A 22,235-nucleotide genomic window follows, 5' to 3' on the forward strand; every position below is an offset into this window, starting at 1 on the left:
ATGGCAAAAACTTTTTCAGAGATTATTTTAACACTTCAAAACTATTGGGCAGCTCAAGGTTGCGTTATTATCCAGCCTTATGATATGCCCTCAGGTGCTGGTACTTATCATCCTGCTACTTTTCTAAGAAGTCTTGGAAAAAAGCCGTGGAAAGCAGCTTATGTAGCTCCGAGCCGCCGCCCAACAGATGGCAGATATGGTGAAAATCCAAACCGTTTAGGAGCTTACTATCAGTTTCAAGTTTTACTTAAGCCAAGTCCTGATAACATTCAAGAGCTATATTTAAAGAGCCTAGAAGCTTTAGGGCTTGATCTAAAAGCTCACGATATTCGTTTTGTAGAAGATAACTGGGAAAGCCCAACTTTAGGAGCGTGGGGGCTAGGATGGGAAGTTTGGCTTGATGGTATGGAAGTAACTCAGTTTACATATTTTCAACAAGTTGGTGGCATAACTTGTAATCCTGTAAGTGGCGAGATAACTTATGGTTTAGAACGCCTTGCTATGTATTTACAAGATAAAGAAAATGTTTATGATCTGATTTGGACTAGTTATGGCGATGAAGTTGTAACTTATGGTGATGTTTATAAAAAAAGAGAGTTTGAAAATTCTAAATATAGCTTTGAAGTAGCAAATAGCGATATGCTTTTTGAAAATTTCGAGAGTTATTTTAAAGAGTGTAAAAGCATCTTAGAGGCAAATTTAGCTCTTCCTGCGTATGATTACTGTATGCTTGCAGCTCACACATTTAACGAACTTGATGCAAGAGGAGCTATAAGCGTTACTCAAAGACAAGAGTATATTTTAAGAATTAGAGAACTTGCTAAGGGGTGTGCTATGGTTTATGCTGGAGAAGATAGAGCGTGAAAGTAGCTGAAATTTATAAAATTTTAGATCAAATTGCACCTTTTGAAGCTGGGGAAAGCTGGGATAACTCAGGACTTTTAGTTGGTTCGATGAGTGATGAGTTTGATAAAATTTATGCTAGTTTGGATATTGATTCAAATTTAGTTAATAACTTAGAGCCAAATTCACTTTTAATAACTCATCATCCTTTGATTTTTAGTGGGCTTAAAAAACTTGATTTTAGTAGATATCCAGCAAATTTGATTAAGGTTTTAATCAAAAAAGATATAAAACTTATCTCAATGCATACAAATTTTGATAAATTTGTACTAAATAAATTTGTGATGAGTGAAATTTTAGGGCTTGAGAGTTTTAAAAGCGTTGATTTTTTAGAGTATGCTAAATTTGATGGAAAATTTAGCGATTTTTGTGATTTTTTAAAAGATAAGCTATGTTTAGATAGTCTTAAAGTTGTTAAAGCAAAAGATGAAATTTCAACATTTTCACTATGTACAGGAAGCGGTATGAGTATGGTTGATATGGTAGAAGCTGATGCTTTTATCACAGGCGATATTAAGTATCATGATGCATTAACGGCAAAAGAAAACGGGCTAAATTTGGTTGATATTACGCATTTTGAAAGTGAGAAATATTTTAGCAAAGCACTTGTAAAAAATTTGCAAAAATTTAGCATTAGTGCTATAATCACAAATTCAACTAACCCATTTAGCAAAATTTGAAGGAAAATTTTATGAACAAAGACCTACAAGATTTAGTAGAACTAAGTAAATTTGATGCTAGTATTGATGCTTTTTTACCAAAACTTGAAGCACTTAATGAAAAACTAAACTCAAAAGCTGATGAAATTTCAGCAACAAATGAGCAAATCGATGCAATACAAGCTGATATAGAAGATATTGCAACTCAAATCAAAGCTACAAATGCTCATATAGCTGAATTTTCAGCTAAGATCAAAGATGTTAGTAAAAAATCATCTTCTATAAAAACAGAAAGAGAGATGAAGTCTTTAAATTTAGAAGAAGATTTAGCAAAAGAGCAACTTAGTGTAGCAAATGATGATATTGTAAAATATGAAAAACTCATTGATACAAAAAATGGCATAAAAAAAGATCTAGAAGATAAAAAAAGTTCTTTAGAATATGAACTTACTGCTTTAGAGGATAGTGTTGGAAGCCAAAAAGAGAAGATAGAAAAAGATAGAGCTACACTTTATACAAAAAAAGATAAGCTTTTAAACAGTATGGATAGTAAAATAATCTCATTTTATGAAAAAATTCGTAAATGGGCTGGAAATTCAGCAGTTGTTAAAGTTAGAAAACAGGCTTGTTATGGTTGTTTTATGAAGATAAATGATAAAACCTACTCTTCTGTTATAAAGGGTGATGATATAGTAACTTGTCCACATTGTGGTAGAATTTTATACAAAGATAGTGAGTGATTTACACACTTTTTAGTTTTTTAGTTTGGCTTTTAGCTCTACCTTTTGTGGCTTTTTTAAGCTTAAAGGATAAATACAAAAAGAGCTTACCAGCTAGATTTTTTTTATACAATAATCCCCCTTGTAAAAAGGCAGATATACATTTCCATGCTTGTAGTTTTGGGGAAGTTTCTGCCTTAGAGAGTTTAGCTTCAAATTTCAATGACTTTAGTTTTACCACCATAACGGCAACAGGTTTTCAAAAGGCAAAAACTTTTACTGAAAATTCTCGTTTTTTACCTTTTGAAAACTTTGTTCCTTTTTGGCTTGTAAAGTCAAATGTTGTTGTGATTTTTGAAGCAGAACTTTGGCTAAATTTAGTAAGAACTGCTAAAAAAAATGGCTCATTTGTGGTTTTGCTAAATGCTAGAATAAGCGATAAAAGCTATAAAAATTATAAAAAATTTAGATTTTACTATAAGATGATTTTTAAAAATATCGATCTTGTTTTAGCTCAAAGTGAAGTTGATATGCAAAGACTAAAAGAGCTTGGTGCTAAAAATATAAAAGTTGTTGGAAATATAAAAAGTGCAAATTTCAAACGCCTAACAAAAAGTTATTCTAAATTTAATCAAAAATTTGTAGTCATCGCTTCAACTCATGAGGGTGAAGAAGAGATAATTTTAAATGCTATAAAACCAACTTCAAATACTAAGTATATGATAGCTCCAAGGCATCCTGAGAGGTTTACTAGAGCTGGTGAGATATGTGCTAAATTTGCTAAGGTTAACTCTTTGAGTTTTGAGAAATTTAGCTGGAATTTGGGTTTGAAATCAGATATAATCTTGCTTGATACTTTAAATGAACTAGTAAATTTCTATGCCATAGCAGATGTTGTGATACTTGCAGGAAGCTTTATCAAAGGCATCGGCGGACATAATCCAATTGAAGTTGCCCAGTTTAAAACTCCTTTGATTAATGGAAAATTCTACCATAATCAAAATGCTCTTTTTGAGTTGGTTGATGGAGTAAAATTTAGCGATTTAAGTGATATAAATGAGCTTTTAAATTCTAATTTAAGCCCAACAAAGATAAAAAAAAGTTGCGATTTAGACGCTATAGTAGATCTATTAAAGGATAAAATTGAAGAAAGAAAAAGCTTATAAACTCCTTGCTATTCAGGAGAAAATTTCAAATAATGCCGCAAAAGAGCTCATTGACTCAGGACTGGTTTATGCTCATGGCAAAAAGCTTAGTATTGCGCGTGGCGAGATAGATGCTAATACTATTTTTAAGGTTTTAAAGATTCCTAAACCAAAGATTATTTTTGAAGATGATAAAATTTTAGCTATCAATAAACCACCATTTTTAGTAAGCGATAAAGTAGCTGAAATTTATAAAGCTACTCTTTTAAACCGCTTAGACAGGGAAACAAGTGGAGTTTTGCTTATGAGTAAGGATGAGGAATTTAGAACAAAAGCTATACAAGAATTTATAAATTTAAAGGTTAAAAAAATCTATTTTGCTATGGTTAAAGGCGTTGTTAGCGAAGAATTAGTAATTGATAGCCCAATTCTTACTATAAAATCAAAAGGCTTAGCATTTTCAAAAATTTCACCAAATGGAAAAAGTGCGATAACTAGAGTTTATCCATTTATGGTAAGTGGTAAAAAAAGTATAGTTAGAGTTGAGATTGACACAGGAAGAACTCACCAAATAAGAGTTCATTTAGCCAGTCAAAACTTACCTATAATAGGCGATGAAAAATATGCTAAAAATTCGGCAAAAAGGATGTATCTTCACTCATATAAAACAGAAATTTTAGGCTATAAATTTATAGCTCCACTTGACGATAGTTTTAGTGAATTTGGTTTTGAAATTCCAAAGAATTTAGTTTTTTAATGAAATTTAAAGATTATTATTGTAAAATAACAGCTTTGATTATACTTGAAAGGAAGTTTTGTGTTTGAACAAATTGGCGAATCATTTAGATCTGCAGTAAACAAACTTAGAATTGTTGATGATGAAAAAGCTCTCAAAAATGCCCTTGATACGCTTAGAAAAGCTCTTCTTAGAGCTGATGTTCATCACAAAGTTACTAAAGATTTAGTCTCTAAAATAGAAGCTAGTGTTAAGGAAAATGGTATCGGTCAAAAGCAGTTTTTAGATGCTATAAAAAACAGTCTTGAAGAGATCCTAACAGCTCCTGGAAATCAGGGTTTTGTTTATGCTAATAAGCCACCAACAGTAGTGCTTATGGCAGGACTTCAAGGAAGTGGTAAGACAACTACAACAGTTAAACTTGCTAACAATATCAAGCAGAAAAAAAGAAAAGTTTTAATAGCAGCTTGTGACCTTCAAAGATTAGCCGCTGTTGAACAGCTTAAGCAACTTTGCGAGACAAATGAGATTGATCTTTTTTATATAGATGGTGAGACAAATCCACTAAATGTAGCAAAAGGTGCGCTTGAAAAAGCTAAAAAAGAGCTTTATGATGTGCTTTTTGTTGATACAGCAGGTCGTCTTGCTATAGATGAAGAGCTTATGAATGAGATTAAAGAGATAAAAAAAGCTCTTGATCCTGATGAAATTTTCTATGTCGCTGATGCAATGAGTGGACAAGATGGCGTAAGAAGTGCTGATACATTTAACCAAAATTTAGGAATTACTGGAGTAGTTCTAAGCAAATTTGACGCTGATGCAAAAGGCGGAGTAGCTATTGGTATAGCTCACCAAATAGGAATTCCATTAAGATTTATAGGTGTTGGTGAAAAAGTAGCTGATATAGAAGGTTTTATACCAGATAGAATTGTCGGACGTATAATGGGCGAGGGTGACCTTGCTACTTTAGTAGAAAAAACAGCGGCTGTTTTTGATGAACAAGATATTAAAAAGATAAATAAAAAGATAAAAAAGGGTGAGTTTACATTTAATGACTTTTTAGAACAACTTGAGAGTGTAAAAAAGCTTGGAAATATGAAAAATTTAATCGGTATGCTTCCAGGAATGGGAAATATCGCAAATCAGATTAAAGATATTGACCTTGAAAACTCAAAAGAGATAGTTCATATAAAAGCTATGATTAGCTCTATGACGCCAAAAGAAAGAGAAAATCCTAATCTTTTAAATAACTCAAGAAAACGCCGTATAGCGTCTGGTTCAGGACTTTCTCAGATGGAAGTAAACCGCTTTTTAAAGCAGTTTAGCAACGCTTCTAAGATAGCTAAAAAGATGTCATCAAAAGGCGCTATGAAAAATATGATGCAAGGCTTTCCTAGATAACTAGGGGGCTTTCTTATGGATAAATCTTATCTATAATAAAGCTTTTAAAATTTAAGGAGAAAAAATGGCAACAGTTGTAAGACTAACAAGAGTAGGTCGTAAGAAAAAACCTTTCTATAGAATAGTAGTTACAGATAGTAGAAAAAGAAGAGATGGCGGATATATAGAAAGCATTGGTTATTATAACCCAATGGTTGATCCAGAAGTAGTTAAATTTGACGAAGAAAGACTTAACTATTGGAAAAGCGTTGGAGCAAAACTAAGCGATAGAGTAGCAAGAATCACAAAATAATGGTTGAAAATTTTATAAAAGAGTATGCAAAGCTCATAGCAGATTATCCTGATAAGATAACTACCCAAAGAGTAAGTGGTTTAGAAGAAGGGGTTGATGAGCTTATTATATTTGCTGATAAAAGTGATACAGGCAAACTAATCGGTAGAGATGGAAAGATGATTAACTCCATTAAAACCGTTATAAATGGCTATAAAGCAAAAGATGGCATCTCATATAAAGTCACAGTAAAAGCTATAGAAGAGTAGTGTGTGCTTGAAGTAGCAAAGATAGGTAAGACTGTCGGGCTTAAGGGTGTTCTTAAGCTCCATAATAGAAGTGACTTTCCAGCTCAATTTAAAAAAGGGGCTAAATTTCATCTAAAAAATGGTGAAATTCTAGAAATTCTAAATTTTAACTCACAAAATTCACAAGTTATATTTAAGGGATATGAAGATATAAATTTAGCTAAAGATTTAGTAAATTTAACGATTTATTCTACTATTGAAGAGACCAGAAAGAGTTGTAAGCTAAAAAAAGATGAGTTTTTTTATTTTGATATCATCGGGCTTAAGGTTGTAGAAAATGGTGAAATTTTAGGCGTTGTTGATAGTATTAGTGAAGTTGGAAGTGGGTTTTTATTTCAGATAAAGACAAGCGAGCATTTAAAAGAGCTTGCCCCAGTTTTTTTTATTCCATATATCGATGAGTATGTAAGCGAAATTTCTTTAGAAAATAAAGAGATTTTAACAAAAGGTGCTAAACTAATTCTTGAAAACTCATGAAATTTAACTTTATAACTCTTTTTCCAAATCTAATCAAGCCTTATTTTAGTGATAGCATTCTAAAAAGGGCGGTTGAAACTAATCTTCTAGAGCTAAATTTTATAAATCCAAGAGATTTTACTAAAGACAGACATAAAAAAGTTGATGATTATATGATAGGTGGTGGAGCTGGGCTTCTTATACAGGTAGAACCACTAGAATTAGCACTTAGAAGTATAAGTGAAAAAACTAGAGTGATATATTTAACGCCAAATGGTAAGCTTTTTAAACAAAATGATGCTAAAAGATTAGCAAAATTTGATAGTATAACTTTAGTTTGTGGTAGATATGAAGGCATTGATGAGAGATTTATAGAGCGAAATGTAAATGAGTGTTTTTGTATCGGAGATTTTATATTAACAGGTGGCGAACTTGGAGCTTTATGCGTGGCAGATGCTATAAGTAGGCAGGTTAGTGGTGTTTTAGGAAATAGTGATAGCTTAGTGGATGAAAGCTTTGAAAATGGTTTTTTAGAAGCACCAAATTTTACAAAACCAAATGTTTTTGAAAATTCTTGTGTGGTTTCAGAGTTTTTAAAGGGAAATCACGCTAAAATATCAGCTTTGAAATTTAGTATGTCAAAGCTTAGGACGAATTACTACCGTCCAGATTTGTATTATCAAAGGAAAAGTTATGAGAAATAAATATATTGAAGCGTTTGAAAACGCTCAGGTAGCAGAGAAAAGTATACCTGATTTTAGAGCAGGTGATACTTTAAGAGTTGCTGTTAAGATAGAAGAAGGCGGTAAAACAAGAATTCAAAATTTTGAAGGTGTTTGTATAGCTAGAAGAGGTCAAGGTACAGGCGAGACTTTCATCATTAGAAAAATTGGTGCTAATAGCATTGGCGTAGAGAGAATTTTCCCACTTTATAGTGATAGCTTAGAAGAAATTCAAGTTTTAAGAAAAGGAAAAGTTAGAAGAGCAAAACTATTCTATCTAAGAAATAGAAGAGGTAAGGCTGCTAAAATTAGAGAGCTTAGAAAATAGATATTTAATTCAATCTCAGATTTGCTCCAAATTTGAGATTACTCTTTATTTAAATTTAAAAAGGTCTAAATTTTCTACTTTAAAATTTATCATTTTAACTAAAAACTGTAAAATTTAAAAACTATTGATTCTATTTTATTAATATAATGTCATCAAAATATATTAAAGGAGAGATGGTGAAATTTAGTTCAGATTTAGCACATTCTAATGTAAGTTTTAAAGTTAAACACTTAGGTATTGCAAATATTAAAGGTGGATTTAATAAATTTAATGCTGATTTTGAGTTTAATAAAGATACAAAAACATTTAAAACCCTCAAGGCAGATATAGATGTTAACTCCATTTATACTTCAGTAGAAAAAAGAGATGAGCATTTAAGGAGTGCTGATTTCTTTGAAGTAGAGAAATTTCCAAAGATGAAATTTGTAGGTAAGAAATTTAGCGATGATCAAATAGTTGGAGAACTAACTATTAAAGATGTTACTGAAGATATAACTCTTGATTATAAATTTGGTGGAATTTTTCATGATGAAGAAAATAGTAGCTACAAACTCGGATTTTCTTTAAGAGGCAAGCTTGATAGAGTCAAATTTAATGTTGGCAAATCAACACCTATGATTGGAGATACTATCAAAATAAATATAGATATAGAAGCTATATCATAATTATAAAGGCTGAAATTTCAGCCTTGCTATTAATTTTATTTTTATCACTTCTGTTTTTAAATTTCTTAAAATCGCAATAATAATTTATTTACCCCTTATATAATCAAAACAGTTAAAATACCCAAAATTTTTAATAGGTAGAAAATGAGTCAAGTTATAGAAAATATCAAAAATGAAGTTAAAAAAGTCATTGTTGGTCAAGAAGAACTTATAAACTCTCTTCTTATAGGACTTGTTGCAAACGGTCATATTTTAGTTGAAGGTGTTCCAGGACTAGCTAAAACTACAGCTATTAACTCCTTAGCAAAAGCTATAGGTCTTAGTTTTAAGCGTGTTCAGTTTACTCCAGATCTTTTACCAAGTGATATAGTTGGTAGTGAAATTTATAATATGAAAACAGGAAATTTTGAGATAAAAAAAGGTCCTGCTTTTACAAATTTGCTTTTAGCTGATGAGATAAACCGTGCTCCATCAAAGGTTCAGTCTGCACTTTTAGAGGTTATGCAAGAACATCAAATAACTATTGGCGATAAGAGTTTTAAAATAGATGAGCCATTTTTGGTTATGGCTACGCAAAACCCTATCGAGCAAGAAGGGGCTTATCGTTTGCCTGAAGCTCAGCTAGATAGATTTATGATGAATGTTTTAGTTGGGTATAATAGTTTTGATGAAGAAGTTGAGATTGTTGATAGAGTTGCTGTTAAAGGCTTTGATAAGATAGAGCAGGTTGCAACAAAAGATGATATTTTAGCTTTAAGAGAGGAGCCAAAAAATATCCATATAGATGAAGAGGTTAAACGCTACATAATCCGTTTAATCCACGCTACAAGAGAGCCTGAAGATTATGCTCTATCTGAACTTAGAGAGTACATTCAGTTTGGTGCTAGTCCAAGAGCTAGTATTGATCTATATAAGGCTAGTTTAGCATTTGCTTTTATTAATTCTAAAGATTATGTAACTCCGCTTGATATTGCTAAAATAGTTAAAAGCGTCCTAAGACACCGCATAACCCTAAACTACAAAGCCCGTGCAAAAGGCATAACTACAGATGATATCATCTCAAAAGTTTTAGAAGCTGTAAAGGCACCGTAAATTGCAAAGAGCAAAAGAGATCTTTTTAAAAGCCAAAAAAGATGTTACAAATCTAAATTTTGGTCTTAGTTTAAGTAAATTTGGAAGTGATGGGTTAGATTTTTCTGAGATAAGGGATTACTCTAATGATGATGTTAAAAAGATAAACTGGAAAGCAACAGCTAGAAGTATGGAGCTAAAAAGTAATGTTTTTAACGAAACAAAACAGCTAAATATCGTCATAGCATTTATGCTTAGTGGGAGTTTAAATTTTGGCTCAAGTAGGCTTAAATTTGACCTAGCAGTTGAGATTTTAGCTCTTTTAGGTCTTGCTAGTGTTATCTCAAAAAACGCTGTATATCCATATGTTTTTAGTCAAAAACTAGAGTTTTTTACAGAGCCACTGTTTAGTGAAGATGGAATTTTCGAGCTTGTTAATACCGTTTTGAACACTCAAATTTTAGGCAAAAAACCAAATTTCAAAGCACTTTGTGACGCCATAAATTTAGCTCATAAAAAAAGATCTATGATTTTTATAATATCTGACTTTTTAGAAGATAGTGTTGGCATAAGTGAAATAGCTTATTACAACGATGTTTACGCGCTTTGTATAAGAGATAGAGCTGAAGAAGATATCTCTATGTTTGGTGAGTTAAATTTCATAGATCCTACAAATTTTAGTGCTTTTAAGACAAATATTGATAAAGGCATCTCAAAGCGTTATAAAGAGCTTTTAAAATCTCATGATGACAAGATTAGGGAGCATTTTTTACAAAATAGTGTCTCGTTTACGAAATTTTATAGCGATGATGATATTGTGCATAAATTTTTGGGTTTGATGAGGTAAACATGGAAGGCTTAAGAGATATAAAAGGATTGGCTGGAATTCCTGATTATAGCCTACTTTATATTGTAGCTATAGTTTTTATTTTTGCAATTATTGTATTTTTAATTTATAAGTATTTTACAAAGCCAAAGTATATTTTTAAAGTACTAAGTCCAAAAGAGTTAGCTTTTAAAGAGTTAAAAAGCATAAATTTAGATGATACTAAAAGTAGCGTTTACACTTTTACACAAAATTTTACGTATTTTGACGATAGTGATGAAGTTAGAAATTTTGTAGATAGTTTAGAAATTTATAAGTATAAAAAAGATGTGTCAAATTTAAGCCAAGATGATAAGGAATTTATTAAAAATTTCATTAGCAGGATAAGCTTATGAGTTTTGAGTACCCTTTTGCTTTTTTGATTATACTTTTATATCTTATTTGCCTTAAATTTTGTAAGCAAAAAAAACAGAGCATTTACTTTTCAAACATAAAAATGCTTAAAAAAAGCTCAAGTGTTAAAAATATTTTTCTAGAAATTCTGAAATTTCTAGCTATTTTTGCTCTTAGCGTAGCACTTGCTAGCCCTGTGAAAAAAGATGAACTACAAAGTTCAAACAATAAAGAGGGATATGAGATAGTTTTAGCGCTTGATTCAAGCGGGTCTATGCTAGTAGATGATAGATTTGAAAAAACTAAGGCTATATTAAGCGAGTTCATAGATAAAAGAAAAGATGATAAAATCGCCCTAACTATATACGCAAGCTTTTCATATGTAGCCATACCTTTAACTTATGATAAAGCAAGTATAAAAGGTCTTCTTGATCTTATAGGGGTTGGCGTAGCAGGTCAACAAACAGCCATTTATGAAGCGCTGTTTATGAGTGCAAATCTCTTTAAAGATAGCAAAACCAAAGATAGAGTTATCATTCTTCCTACAGATGGCGTTAATAATATAAATACCATTCCACCAGAAATTGCTATCAAAACAGCTCAAAAATACAACGCCAAAGTTTATACTATAGGCATTGGAAATAGAAGGCAACTTGATGAAGCTTCACTTGTTCAAATAGCAAAAGAGACAGGCGGACGCTACTTTCAAGTAAATGATGCAAAAGATTTATCTGGTGTTTATGAAGCCATCGACCAGCTTGAAAAGAGCAAAATAGAAAGCGAAAGATATGTTAAAACAAGCTATTATTATCAGCTTCCAGCACTGATTGGCGTGGGAATTTTGGCATTTTTGTTTATATTAAGGAGAGTAAATGTTTAGCTTTTTAGAACCAAACTATCTATATCTTTTGCTACTTTTGCCATTTTTATATATTTTAGGTAAAAAAGATAGAAAAAAAGCTCTTTTTAGTAAAGAAGTGATGGATAAAATTTTAGTAAAAAACTATGGATTTAGTAAAAATTTAAGAAATTTATTAGCTATCTTTTCGCTTGCTTTTATAATTATGGCTATTTCAAGACCTGTAATAAAAGGCAAAGAAATTGAGATAAAAGATGATAAAATGGATGTTGTCGTAGCTATTGATATAAGTGATTCTATGAGTGTTGATGACATATATCCAAACAGATTTGAGTTTGCAAAGAATAAATTTCATACCTTTTTAGACGAAGGGGTTGATAAAAGAGTAGGTGTGATAACTTTTGCTAGTAAGGCTTACGCTATTTCGCCAATTACTAGTGATTTAAACTCACTTAAATTTTTAGTTGATAACTTAAAATTTGAAAATTTTAGCCTTAAAGGAACTAGCATAATGAGTGCTTTAGAAGCTACCAAAGAGCTTTCAAAGTCAGCTAATAAAGTACTTTTAATTTTTACTGATGGTGGTGATGAGAGTAGTTTTAAAAATGAGATAGAGTATGCAAAAAAGCACGGTATAACGGTATTTGTCTACCTAACTGCTACTGATAAAGGGGCTTTGTTTAAAGCTCAAAATGGAGATATGGTTCAGCTTAAGGCAAATCCAAACATTGCATCGTTAGCTACTAGCAGTGGTGGGGTTTTGATGAGAAATTTAGGAAGTTATGATATGAAAGTACTAAATGATGAAATTAGCAAAAAAAACAGCAAAAAAGATAGTGATACAACGCTTGCTGTTGGTCAAGTTGAGCTTTTTTATTTGCCGTTAGCTTTAGCTGTTTTGCTTATCTTTATGGCTAGTTTTTCACTTCCTTTAAGGAGTAAAAGTTGAAAAAAATTATAGTTTTAGCTCTGTTTTTAAATTTAGTAAACGCTGGGATATTTGATGTAAAAAAAGCTAAAAAAGCTTTTGAAGATGAAAATTTCACAAAAGCAGCCAAAATTTACTCAAATATAAGTGGCGATAAAGCTTTGTATAATAAAGGCGTATCGCTATATAAAGATGGAAATTTCACTGAAGCTCTAAGGGCTTTTGGTGGGGTAACAGATCCAAATTTAGAATTTGAAAAACTCTATAATCTCGGTAACTCTTTTGCAAATTTAGGAAGGTTTGATGAAGCAAAATTCTCTTATGAGAGTGCACTTAAGATAAAAGATGATGAAGATGCTAAATTTAACCTAGATATTGTCACAAAAGAGCTTGAAAAAGAAAAAAAAGGTGAAGAGAGTGATCCAGGCAAAAAAGATGATAAGACTGAAGATAAGAGAAAAGATGGCTATAGTGATAATAACCAAAGCGATCAAAATGAACGCCGTGATGATACAAAAGGGCAAAAAAGCCAAAATGAGTATAAAGAAGATGACAATAAAAGCAGCAATCAATACAGTGGTAGCCAAAATCAAGAAAAAGATAAAAACAAAAAAGACTCAGCACAGATAAAAAAAGAAAACAGTAGCGATATATCACAAGCTAGTAATGAAGAAGCAGATAAGCTAAAAGCTGATGAAAATGAGACTAAAAAAGATTTAAATGATAAGCAAAATAGTAGTGATTTACCCCTAGATGAGAGTGTAAAAGATATAGATCAAAACAGTGATCCAATAAGTGATATGGAGCTTAAAAAGTGGCAAAAAATACTTAAGGATAGAGAGCTTAGTACCAGAATGCTTGAGTTAAAAAGACAAGGAGATCCAAACGATGAAGATCTTAAGCCTTGGTAGAATTTTACTACCTTTTTTAATAATACTAAATTTATACGCAGATGTCAGTGCAACTCCTGATAGATATGCTATTTATAAAGGAGAAAGCGTAAATATCACGCTAAGTGCTACAGGAAATGCACACTTTCCTGATGTATTTGACATAGCAGGATATAAGGTTTTAGGAGCAAGTAGTTCTAGTTCTATAAATGTTGTAAATGGACAGATGACTAAGACTAGTTCTAAAACATTTAGCTTTAAGCCTGATAAAAACATCACAGTGCCTAGTTTTTCTATAGAAGTAGATGGAGCTACTGAAAGTACAGCGCCTTTTGAAATCGTAGTCAAAGAGCCAGTTGCTAGCACTCAAGGAGATGAGTTTGTAGTAGAACTTAGTCTTGATAAAGATGAGCTTATGGTTGGACAAAGTGCCAAACTTAGTGTTATATTTAAGATGAAAACAACAAGTAGAGTTGATGATATAAGGCTATCTGATCCAAAATTAAGTGATTTTTGGGTTGAAAATTTAGGACAAGGCAAACAAGAAATAGATGGTGAGTACATAAAAATGAGTATGAATTATCTTATATTTGCACAAAAAAGTGGTGAATTTGAGATACCACCGATTACAGCTGCTATTGGGGTAGAAGCAGATGGCGGTGATCCATTTTTTGGATCTATATTTAGAAATTTAAACTATAAACAAATTTACTCAAATAGCACTAAAATTAAAGTAAATCCACTTCCAAATGGACTTAGTTTATATGGGGATTTTCAAATAAGAGCTGAGGTTGATAAGAAGGTTATAAACGCAGGCGAACCGGTAAATTTCACCATAAGAGTTAGAGGTATAGGAAATGTAGATGATATATCTTCTTTTGAGATTAAAGAGCCAGATTTATTAGTTTATGCAGATGATCCAAAGCTTCAAAGAGGAATGATATCAGGAGAGTATGGCGGTGAATTTAGCCAAAAATTTGCTATTGTCTCTGAGTCAAATTTTACCATTCCAAGTATGAGCTTTAGCTTTTATGATAAAAATTTAAAAGAGAGTAAAACCATAAAAACAGACCCGATGAATATAGAAGTTATTCCAAGAGCTGTATCAAATTTAAATATAAACAGCGACTCTTCTTTAGAGTCTGATTGCTACCCAACTGAAGTTATAAACTATAAACCTGGAATTTTACCATTAATTGCATCATTTATTATGGGGGCTTTAAGTTTTTATGTGGCAATAAATTTTAAATTTAAAAGAGCTAAAAGACCAAAAAAAGAACTTGACATAAAAGATAAAATAAAAAGAGCAAAAACAGACAAAGAGCTATTAAATTTGCTTTTACCATATATAAATAAAAGTAAGAAAATAGATGAAATTTTATCTTTTTTAGATGAAAATTTATATAAAAATACAAATCATAAAATAGATAAAAAAGAGATAATCAGTGAGTTTTTAAGGCTTGAAATTTGAAGGGGGTGAATTTTATCCCTTCAAATTAATAACTTTTAAAAGTAAAAATTTATTTAGTATAATAAGTTTTTATAAAATATTTTAGCTATATGAGTGAAAATTTAGTTTATTTTTAAGATTAATTTTTATATTTTTTATAAAAACAATTTACTATAAAGAAAAGGTTATAGATAAATAACTTTTTTGTTAAAAATTGTTTACCATTTATCATATTTTTGTGGTACAATTTCATACAAAATATATCTATCAAGGAGTGATATTATGAAAAAGATTCTTTTGTGTTTGGCACTAGTTGCCTCAAGTTTGTTTTCTAACTCGCTAAGTGAGATTAAAAATAGTGGAGTTATTAGAGTTGGTGTATTTACAGACCAGCCACCATTTGGCTCATATAAAGATGGTCAATTTGAAGGCTTTGAAGTTGATTTTGCAAACCGTATAGCAAGAGATATCTTTGGTCAAAATGGAGGAAAAGTAGAATTTGTTCCTACGAAAGCTGCTGAAAGAATAGATTTTTTACAAAATAATAAAGTAGATATCATATTAGCAACTTTAACTATAACTGATGAGAGATCTAGAATGGTTGACTTTTCTATGCCATATTTTGCTGTAAATATTGGCGTTTTAACAAGAAAAGATGATAATATTAAAAGTGTTTCAGATCTAAGAGGAAGACCTGTTTTGGTAGAGAGTGGAACTACTGGAGAGCTATTTTTCAAAAAAGAGGGCTATACTGTAGTTGAGTGTCCAAACTCAAATGAGTGCTATAGAATGCTAAAAGATAACAAAGCTGATGCATATGCAAATGATAACCTGATTGTTCTTGCTTACCCTGTTATAGATAGATCTGTTTCTGTTGATATTAAGAATTTGGGTGCATCTGATTTCCTAGGAATTGCTGTTCAAAAAGGAAATAAAGAACTTTTAGATGTTATAAACAAAGAACTTATTAATCTAAGCAAAGAGGGCTTTTTTAGAAAGTCATTTAAGGATACAATTGACCCGTTCTATAAAGGTACAGCAGAAGAGAAATATTTCTTACTAGATGATATTTACTCTATTTTTGGATAATATTAGGAAGGGCTACCCTTCCTAATATTAATCACACTTTTAACTACTATTTGATATTATTTCATACATTATATTTACTTTAAGGAACTGTTTATGAAAAGAGTGTTTTTAGTCTCTATTTTTTTAACTATATCACTTTTTGCTGGTCATATAGATGATATAAGGGAACGCGGGATTATTAAGATAGGTGTTCCTTTTGATATGGTGCCGTTTGGCTATAAAAATGATGGACTTTTAAAAGGGTATGATATAGATCTTGTTAAGGCTATAACAGCTGAAATTTTTCCAAGTGCCAACATGAAAATAGAACTCATATCAGCTCCTACTGATCAAATAGTAGATCTTATTCAAAAAGATAGAGTTGATATTGTAGTTTCAGCTTTTACAATTACTAAAAATAGAAGCAAGATGGTAAATTTCTCTTTGCCTTATCTTAAGGTAAATTTAGCAGCTTTAGCCAGAAAAGATAGCAATATTACATCGCTAAATGATTTAAAATCAAGTAAAGTGGTTGTTAAAAAAGATACTACTGCTTATGCATTTGCTAAACAAAACGGTATAAATTTTAAAACATGCACAGATATCATAGCTTGTCACACACTTGTTAGTCAAGGCAAGGCTGATGTGTTTATAGGTAACAATCTTGTAATTTATGCTATTGACTTTGTTGATAATAATTTAGAAACAAAGATAAAAACAATAAGTGAACCAATGTATTTAGCAGCAGCTGTTAAAATGGGAAATAATGAGCTTTTAGATGCTATAAACAGTGCTTTAAAAAATCTTCACTCAAATGGGGTGCTAGATAAAATTTATCTTGAAAATATTGGTTCCTTTTTTAGAAATAGCGTTGATAAAGAGCTGTTTATTTTAGATGAGCTTAGAATTCCAAAGATAAAAAGTGAAGAAAAAAAGAGCAATAGGTTATATAATTTATAAAAATCCGAAATTTACTTGAAAAAAAAGTTTTTTTTTGATAAGCTTACGAGATTTTATTTTGGAGAGTTGTTATGACTTATGATGAGTTAGAACTTGAAGCGTATCTTTTAGAGGTTTTAGAGGAGTATAAAAATTTCGATGAGATGGATGATGAGGAGCTTTATGAGCTTATAAACAAAGTAGCTAGCTTCATGGATGATGACTATGAAGAAGCATATGAGTATATAACTCAGTTTGGTCCAGTAGACAAAAAAAGAATACTCGCTTTAGATCTTTTTTAAAAGTGCGTTAGTATAACAGCTGCGATGGCAAAACCACCATCGTGGCTGATGCTTAAATCACTATTTTTAATACCAAATTTCTTAACCAAATCATCTTTAAACCTTAGCTTTGGGGCTCTATTTTTATCTTTAAAAATTTCTACATCTAAAAATGAAAACTCACTTCCTACACCAGTTTTCAAGGCTTTTGAAACCGCTTCTTTAGCTGCATAAAATCCTGCTAGACTCTCATCAGATTTTACTAATAATATCTCATTTTGATTTAAAAATTTCTCCATAAATTTGGTACCATATTTTGCTTTTAACTTAGAAATTCGTGAAATCTGAACTATATCTATTCCTATCATATTAACTCTTATTTTAAATTTTGTCTAATTTTATCTAAATTATACAAAGTTTCAAATAAAGTATCTTTTTAACTTGACAATTGTTATCAATATTATTATAATTATACAATTTTTATTTTAAAGGATAAATATGAAAAAACTAGGATTACTGTGCGTAGCAGGGCTTTTTACAACACAAGTTTTAGCTCATGATTTATGGGTATGGGGAGAAAATGGTGATAAATTTAGTGCTGATATGATTTATGGGCATGATTTTCCAACACCTGAAAAGATACAAGAAGAAAGGGTTGTTCTTTTTGAAGATGTTAAAGTTATATCCAAAGATGCTGAAAATATCTTAAAGCAAAGCGGAGAAAACTACCACTATGAAGGTGATAAATTAAAAGATGGCGTTTATATACTAAATGCATTTTATAAACCAACACCTTGGATAAAAAAAGATGATGGCAAATGGGAGATGAATAAAACTAGAAAAGATGTAAGCCAAAAAGTTGATTATTGTGGTATCTCAACTATGCAAGGAAAGGCTATTGTAGTCGTTGGCGATAGTGATTCTAAAATTATCACAAAGCCACTAAATAAAGGTCTTGAAATAACTCCGCTTTTTGATAGCGTAAAAGATATCAAAGAGGGCGAAATTTTAAAATTTAAAATAATGCTAAATGGAAAATCTGTAAAAAATGCTGAAATTTATGCAAGTTATGGTGGATATGCAAGTAGTGATATGGCTCAAGCTGGATATGCTAAGAGTGATTTAGATGGAAATTTTGAATTTAGACCACTTAAAAAAGGTCTTTGGTATCTAAAGTCAACTGTTAATACAAAAACTGGAAATGATGATTGTGAGATAAATAACGATAAAACAACTCTTGTTTTTGAAGTAAAATAACTTCTATCTAGCCTAAATTTAGGCTAGACTCTTTTAGCTTAAAAATAGTAACTATTTGATAAAATTACTAAATTTATTTAGGAAATTTTATGTTTAGTTTAACTTCTATTTTTCTTTTTTTAGCTCTTGGGGCTTTTGTTGGTTTGGTCGCTGGTATGTTTGGCATAGGTGGCGGCGGCGTAATGGTTCCACTTCTTGGGGCGATTTTTATTATGAATGGTTTTGATGAAGTAAATGCTGTTAGAATGGCGTTTGGAACTTCAATGGCGACAATTATAATAACATCATTTTCAAGCTCAAGAGCTCATAACAAGGGCGGTTTTGTCTTATGGCAAAAATTTTGGCTCATAGCTCCAGGCGTTATTATTGGCACTTTTTTAGGTAGTTTTATAGCAACTAGCATAAATCACATCTATTTAGTTTGTTTTTTCTCAGCTTATATGTTTTACGCAGCCGCAAAGCTTTTTATCAAAAATGATATCACAAATTTAAAACAAAAAGAGTATCCAAAATTTATTCAAACTCTTGCAGGATTGGGTATCGGAGCGATATCAGCACTTGTTTCTATTGGTGGTGGAACTCTAAGCGTGCCATTTCTTACATTTCAAGGCATTGATGCTAAAAAGGCGATTGGAACTTCAGCTGCTATCGGGCTTCCTATAGCTATAAGTGGGACATTTGGCTATATGATAAATGGATGGGAGATGACAAATTTAAGCGAATTTAGAGTAGGGTATGTAAATTTATTAGCCTTTGCTTTGGTTGGTTTAGCAAGTTATAACTTCGCACCAATTGGGGCAAAATTTACTCATAAACTTCCAGGTTCGTGGGTTAGAAAGCTTTTTTCGGTGCTACTTTTTTTCATGAGTTTAAAAATGTTTTTGAGTGTGATATGAGTCCAGTTATCATCTCAGTTAGCCGTGCTACTGATATACCAGCTTTTTATATGAAGTGGTTTAAAAAAGCATGGCAAAATGGACAATGTTACTGGAAAAACAGCTACACAAAAGAGCAAATTTTAGTAAATTTTGATAAGGTTAGATGTGTGGTTTTTTGGTCTAAAAACTACGCCCCACTTATAAAAGAGTGGAAATTTATAACAACTTTACCAAATACTATATTTCATTTTACTTTAAATGACTATAAGCATTATGAGACAAGTGTTGCAGAGCTTAAATTTAGAATAAAAACCTTTAAAGAACTCTCAAATTTAGTTGGAAAAGATAGAGTTATTTGGAGATTTGATCCACTAATTTTAAGCAAGGATATAAATTTAGTTGAAATTTTAAAAAGAGTAAAAAATTTAGGAGATGAACTATCGCCATATACGACTAGATTTATTTTTAGCTTTTTAGATATTTATTTTTATAAAAAAGTAAGTAGAAATTTAGCCGGTTTTGGGTTAAGGGAGTTTAGTGCTGATGAAATGAGAGAGTTTGGGCTAAATCTGGCTAAATTTAATAAGGAGTGGAATTTAGATATAAGTAGCTGCTGTGAAGAGATAGATTTAAGCGAATTTGGTATAAAAAATGGTAAATGTATAGATGAAGATGATTTAGTTAGAAATTTTAGCCATGATGCAAAGCTTATGGAGTATTTGGGTGTTAAAATTGAAAACAGTTTGTTTGGACAAAAATTAATAAAAACCAAAAGTTTAAAAGACAGTGGACAAAGAAAATTTTGTAAATGTATAAAGTCAAAAGATATTGGTTTTTACAATAGTTGCCCACATGGTTGTATCTACTGCTACGCAAATTTAAGCCAAAAAAGTGCTTTAGAAAATTATAAAAATTTAAGTTTTAGTTTTTAGATTGTCTACAAAGATAACTTTTAAGATATGATTATTAAATTTTAAGGTGTTTTAAGCTTAAATTTATCAATAAATAAAGACGGAATTTTACTTCCGTCTATAAATTTTAAACCCTATTTGCATACTTATAAACTCTAAGTGAGTTAAGTATTGCTAGTATCGTAACGCCAACATCAGCAAATATAGCCATCCATATAGTTGCAAGACCCATTATAGCTAAAATCAAAACCAACACCTTTATACCGATGCTAAATATGATATTTTGATAAGACACGGCTATGGTTTTTTTAGAAATTTTAATAGCCTTAATAAGCTTATCAAGGTTATTATCAAGAAGGACGATATCTCCTGCTTCGATTGCTGCTTGGCTTCCTAACATCGATATTCCAACATCTGCTCTTGCTAAAACAGGAGCATCATTTATACCATCTCCTATATAAGCAAGTGTGCTTTTAGCACTCTTTTGGCTTAAAAGACGCTCTAAATTTTCAAGCTTTTTATCTGGTAAAAGCTCAGCTCTAATCTCATCTATACCTAAAATTTCTCCTATTTCAAAAGCCACTTCTTTTTTATCTCCTGATAGCATAGCTGTTTTTATACCATCTTGTTTTAAAGCCTCGATGCTCTGTTTTGCTTCATCTCTTAAAGTGTCTTTCAAGGTTATATATCCAGCAAATTCTCCATTAATAGCTACAAATGTGCAAGTTTGATTAACCAAAGGTAGATTTAAGCCTTCTAAAAGCTTGCTACTTCCTACTAAAGCATCTTTGCCGTCTATTTTTGCTTTTACTCCAAGACCGGCTATCTCTTTAAGTTCGCTAACTCTATTTTCATCTAGGTTTTTATTTAGGTGTTTAAGGATAGAAACGCTTATGGGGTGAGTGCTATGTAGTGCTGATAAGGCTGCTATTTCTAAAATCTCATCTTTACTAAATTTATCTTCATTTACAACCATATCTACGCTAAATTCGCCCTTTGTAAGGGTTCCAGTTTTATCAAAAACAACTGTTTTAACTCTTGAAAGTGAGTCTAAAAAATTTGAGCCTTTTATCAAAATACCACGCTTGCTTGCTCCGCCAATACCGCCAAAAAAGCTAAGTGGAACTGATACGACTAAAGCACAGGGACAAGATACAACCAAAAATATTAAAGCTCTATATATCCACTCTTTAAATTCTCCTGTAAACAAAGGTGGAACTACAGCTAAAAATAGTGCAAAACAGACAACTATAGGCGTATAAACTCTAGCAAATTTAGTTATAAATTTCTCTTGACGCGATTTTTTAGAACTTGCATCTTCAGTAAGTTCTAAAATTTTAGCCACAGTTGAGTCTTGAAAAAGAGTAGTAACTCTTACTTCTAAAAGTGAGCTTAAATTCAGATATCCACTAACTATCTCATCTCCTACGCTTAGTTCTTTAGGAAGACTCTCTCCTGTTAAAGCAGATGTGTTAAATGTAGAATTTCCTTTTGTTATAATACCATCAAGTGGGACTTTTTCGCCTGGTTTTATGACAATTGTATCATCTATTTTTATCTCATCAGGATCTACTTTTTTAGTGCTTCCATCAGCGAGTTTTAAATTTGCAAACTCAGGCATAATGCTCATAGCTTCAGTTATGCTTTTTCTAGATTTATTGATAGAACGCTTCTCAAAAGCCTCTCCAATCCTATAAAATAGCATAACAGCTACAGCTTCAATTTGTTCTTGTATGATAAAAGCACCAATAGAAGCTATCGTCATAAGAAAATTCTCATCTAAAAATGAGCGTTGTCTTAGGGTTTTTATGGCATTTATGGCTATTTCCCAACCTACAAAAAGCCACGCTATTATAAATATCACTGTTTTTAAAGTAGGATTATCTACAAGTAGCCCTAAAAGCGACAAAAAAGCCGCCATAGCTATAGAAATTAGATCTTTTTTCATATGACAACCTTTGTGTTTGGCTCAAGCTTTGTGATGATATCTTGAGCTTTATCTAAAATTTCACTTTCTAAATCATCATCAAATTCTAGCGTCATCTTAGTAGTAAAAAAATTTATATTTACACTTTTTACACCATCAAGCTTTGAAATCTTTTCTTCCATTATAGCCGCACAATTTGCACACTCTAAATTTTCTAAAATATATCTTTTTTTCATTTTGTTTT

The 22,235-nt window shown here is 31.2% G+C and carries 28 protein-coding genes; 25 read left to right on the forward strand and 3 right to left on the reverse strand.

From position 1 onward, the window contains the following. From glyQ to CCORG_RS02760, 22 genes are all read left to right on the forward strand, one after another. Positions 1 to 864: a glycine--tRNA ligase subunit alpha gene (gene glyQ, locus CCORG_RS02655; protein ID WP_025802977.1), complete on the forward strand. Its 864-nt coding sequence runs from the start codon at positions 1 to 3 to the stop codon at positions 862 to 864. Then, a complete protein-coding gene (locus tag CCORG_RS02660; protein WP_025802976.1) occupies positions 861 to 1,583 on the forward strand; it encodes a Nif3-like dinuclear metal center hexameric protein in 723 nt (240 codons plus the stop codon). The genes glyQ and CCORG_RS02660 overlap by 4 nt, the downstream gene beginning before the upstream one ends. Positions 1,584 to 1,594: 11 nt before the next feature. Then, positions 1,595 to 2,302, forward strand: a complete 708-nt coding sequence (locus tag CCORG_RS02665; RefSeq protein WP_025802975.1) for a zinc ribbon domain-containing protein — start codon at positions 1,595 to 1,597, stop codon at positions 2,300 to 2,302. Next, positions 2,299 to 3,447 (forward strand): lipid IV(A) 3-deoxy-D-manno-octulosonic acid transferase, encoded by a 1,149-nt coding sequence (waaA, locus tag CCORG_RS02670; protein WP_025802974.1) that lies wholly within the window; start codon positions 2,299 to 2,301, stop codon positions 3,445 to 3,447. Before CCORG_RS02665 ends, waaA begins: the two co-directional genes overlap by 4 nt. Further along, entirely contained in the window at positions 3,425 to 4,183 is a 759-nt protein-coding gene (locus CCORG_RS02675) for an RluA family pseudouridine synthase (RefSeq protein ID WP_025802973.1), read from the forward strand. The genes waaA and CCORG_RS02675 overlap by 23 nt, the downstream gene beginning before the upstream one ends. A 60-nt stretch (positions 4,184 to 4,243) precedes the next feature. Beyond that, positions 4,244 to 5,563, forward strand: coding sequence for a signal recognition particle protein (gene ffh, locus CCORG_RS02680; RefSeq protein ID WP_025802972.1), 1,320 nt, complete (start codon positions 4,244 to 4,246; stop codon positions 5,561 to 5,563). A 64-nt stretch (positions 5,564 to 5,627) separates the two neighbouring features. Further along, positions 5,628 to 5,855, forward strand: coding sequence for a 30S ribosomal protein S16 (gene rpsP, locus CCORG_RS02685; protein ID WP_025802971.1), 228 nt, complete (start codon positions 5,628 to 5,630; stop codon positions 5,853 to 5,855). Next, positions 5,855 to 6,103 (forward strand): KH domain-containing protein, encoded by a 249-nt coding sequence (locus CCORG_RS02690; protein ID WP_025802970.1) that lies wholly within the window; start codon positions 5,855 to 5,857, stop codon positions 6,101 to 6,103. The genes rpsP and CCORG_RS02690 overlap by 1 nt, the downstream gene beginning before the upstream one ends. A 3-nt stretch (positions 6,104 to 6,106) precedes the next feature. Further along, entirely contained in the window at positions 6,107 to 6,619 is a 513-nt protein-coding gene (gene rimM / locus CCORG_RS02695) for a ribosome maturation factor RimM (RefSeq protein ID WP_025802969.1), read from the forward strand. Further along, complete coding sequence (gene trmD, locus CCORG_RS02700) at positions 6,616 to 7,302, forward strand: tRNA (guanosine(37)-N1)-methyltransferase TrmD (RefSeq protein WP_025802968.1); 687 nt, start codon at positions 6,616 to 6,618, stop codon at positions 7,300 to 7,302. The genes rimM and trmD overlap by 4 nt, the downstream gene beginning before the upstream one ends. Beyond that, positions 7,292 to 7,648 (forward strand): 50S ribosomal protein L19, encoded by a 357-nt coding sequence (rplS, locus tag CCORG_RS02705; RefSeq protein ID WP_025802967.1) that lies wholly within the window; start codon positions 7,292 to 7,294, stop codon positions 7,646 to 7,648. The genes trmD and rplS overlap by 11 nt, the downstream gene beginning before the upstream one ends. Positions 7,649 to 7,824: 176 nt before the next feature. Beyond that, positions 7,825 to 8,313: a YceI family protein gene (locus CCORG_RS02710; protein ID WP_025802966.1), complete on the forward strand. Its 489-nt coding sequence runs from the start codon at positions 7,825 to 7,827 to the stop codon at positions 8,311 to 8,313. Between the two features lie 144 nt (positions 8,314 to 8,457). Beyond that, positions 8,458 to 9,405, forward strand: coding sequence for an AAA family ATPase (locus CCORG_RS02715; RefSeq protein WP_025802965.1), 948 nt, complete (start codon positions 8,458 to 8,460; stop codon positions 9,403 to 9,405). A gap of 1 nt (position 9,406) precedes the next feature. Next, complete coding sequence (locus CCORG_RS02720; protein WP_025802964.1) at positions 9,407 to 10,231, forward strand: DUF58 domain-containing protein; 825 nt, start codon at positions 9,407 to 9,409, stop codon at positions 10,229 to 10,231. Positions 10,232 to 10,233: 2 nt separating this feature from the next. Next, entirely contained in the window at positions 10,234 to 10,605 is a 372-nt protein-coding gene (locus tag CCORG_RS02725; protein WP_025802963.1) for a hypothetical protein, read from the forward strand. Continuing rightward, complete coding sequence (locus CCORG_RS02730) at positions 10,602 to 11,483, forward strand: vWA domain-containing protein (protein ID WP_025802962.1); 882 nt, start codon at positions 10,602 to 10,604, stop codon at positions 11,481 to 11,483. The genes CCORG_RS02725 and CCORG_RS02730 overlap by 4 nt, the downstream gene beginning before the upstream one ends. Then, positions 11,476 to 12,411 (forward strand): VWA domain-containing protein, encoded by a 936-nt coding sequence (locus tag CCORG_RS02735; RefSeq protein WP_025802961.1) that lies wholly within the window; start codon positions 11,476 to 11,478, stop codon positions 12,409 to 12,411. Before CCORG_RS02730 ends, CCORG_RS02735 begins: the two co-directional genes overlap by 8 nt. Beyond that, the gene (locus CCORG_RS02740; protein ID WP_025802960.1) at positions 12,408 to 13,301 is read left to right on the forward strand and encodes a tetratricopeptide repeat protein; all 894 of its coding nucleotides are present in this window, start codon (positions 12,408 to 12,410) and stop codon (positions 13,299 to 13,301) included. Before CCORG_RS02735 ends, CCORG_RS02740 begins: the two co-directional genes overlap by 4 nt. Continuing rightward, positions 13,279 to 14,751: a BatD family protein gene (locus CCORG_RS02745; protein ID WP_025802959.1), complete on the forward strand. Its 1,473-nt coding sequence runs from the start codon at positions 13,279 to 13,281 to the stop codon at positions 14,749 to 14,751. The genes CCORG_RS02740 and CCORG_RS02745 overlap by 23 nt, the downstream gene beginning before the upstream one ends. A gap of 261 nt (positions 14,752 to 15,012) precedes the next feature. After that, positions 15,013 to 15,819, forward strand: coding sequence for a transporter substrate-binding domain-containing protein (locus CCORG_RS02750; RefSeq protein ID WP_025802958.1), 807 nt, complete (start codon positions 15,013 to 15,015; stop codon positions 15,817 to 15,819). A 93-nt stretch (positions 15,820 to 15,912) separates the two neighbouring features. Continuing rightward, positions 15,913 to 16,758 (forward strand): transporter substrate-binding domain-containing protein, encoded by an 846-nt coding sequence (locus CCORG_RS02755; protein ID WP_025802957.1) that lies wholly within the window; start codon positions 15,913 to 15,915, stop codon positions 16,756 to 16,758. Between the two features lie 71 nt (positions 16,759 to 16,829). Continuing rightward, positions 16,830 to 17,039, forward strand: coding sequence for a hypothetical protein (locus tag CCORG_RS02760; protein ID WP_025802956.1), 210 nt, complete (start codon positions 16,830 to 16,832; stop codon positions 17,037 to 17,039). Here the strand turns inward: CCORG_RS02760 and acpS are convergent. Further along, on the reverse strand, positions 17,036 to 17,386 hold the full coding sequence (gene acpS / locus CCORG_RS02765) for a holo-ACP synthase (protein WP_025802955.1): 351 nt from the start codon (positions 17,384 to 17,386) through the stop codon (positions 17,036 to 17,038). The two genes, CCORG_RS02760 and acpS, sit on opposite strands and share 4 nt — an antisense overlap. Positions 17,387 to 17,516: 130 nt before the next feature. Here acpS and CCORG_RS02770 point away from each other — a divergent pair, with 130 nt between their 5' ends. From CCORG_RS02770 to CCORG_RS02780, 3 genes are all read left to right on the forward strand, one after another. Beyond that, a complete protein-coding gene (locus CCORG_RS02770; RefSeq protein ID WP_025802954.1) occupies positions 17,517 to 18,275 on the forward strand; it encodes a DUF4198 domain-containing protein in 759 nt (252 codons plus the stop codon). Between the two features lie 89 nt (positions 18,276 to 18,364). Next, positions 18,365 to 19,171: a sulfite exporter TauE/SafE family protein gene (locus CCORG_RS02775; protein WP_025802953.1), complete on the forward strand. Its 807-nt coding sequence runs from the start codon at positions 18,365 to 18,367 to the stop codon at positions 19,169 to 19,171. Further along, positions 19,168 to 20,085, forward strand: a complete 918-nt coding sequence (locus CCORG_RS02780; protein WP_025802952.1) for a DUF1848 domain-containing protein — start codon at positions 19,168 to 19,170, stop codon at positions 20,083 to 20,085. The genes CCORG_RS02775 and CCORG_RS02780 overlap by 4 nt, the downstream gene beginning before the upstream one ends. Positions 20,086 to 20,191: 106 nt before the next feature. Here CCORG_RS02780 and CCORG_RS02785 read toward each other — a convergent pair whose 3' ends face one another. Further along, a complete protein-coding gene (locus CCORG_RS02785) occupies positions 20,192 to 22,012 on the reverse strand; it encodes a heavy metal translocating P-type ATPase (RefSeq protein WP_025802951.1) in 1,821 nt (606 codons plus the stop codon). Continuing rightward, entirely contained in the window at positions 22,009 to 22,227 is a 219-nt protein-coding gene (locus CCORG_RS02790) for a cation transporter (protein ID WP_025802950.1), read from the reverse strand. Before CCORG_RS02790 ends, CCORG_RS02785 begins: the two co-directional genes overlap by 4 nt. Positions 22,228 to 22,235 lie beyond the last annotated feature (8 nt).

It is taken from the genome of Campylobacter corcagiensis (assembly GCF_013201645.1).
GTDB classification, from domain to species: domain Bacteria; phylum Campylobacterota; class Campylobacteria; order Campylobacterales; family Campylobacteraceae; genus Campylobacter_B; species Campylobacter_B corcagiensis.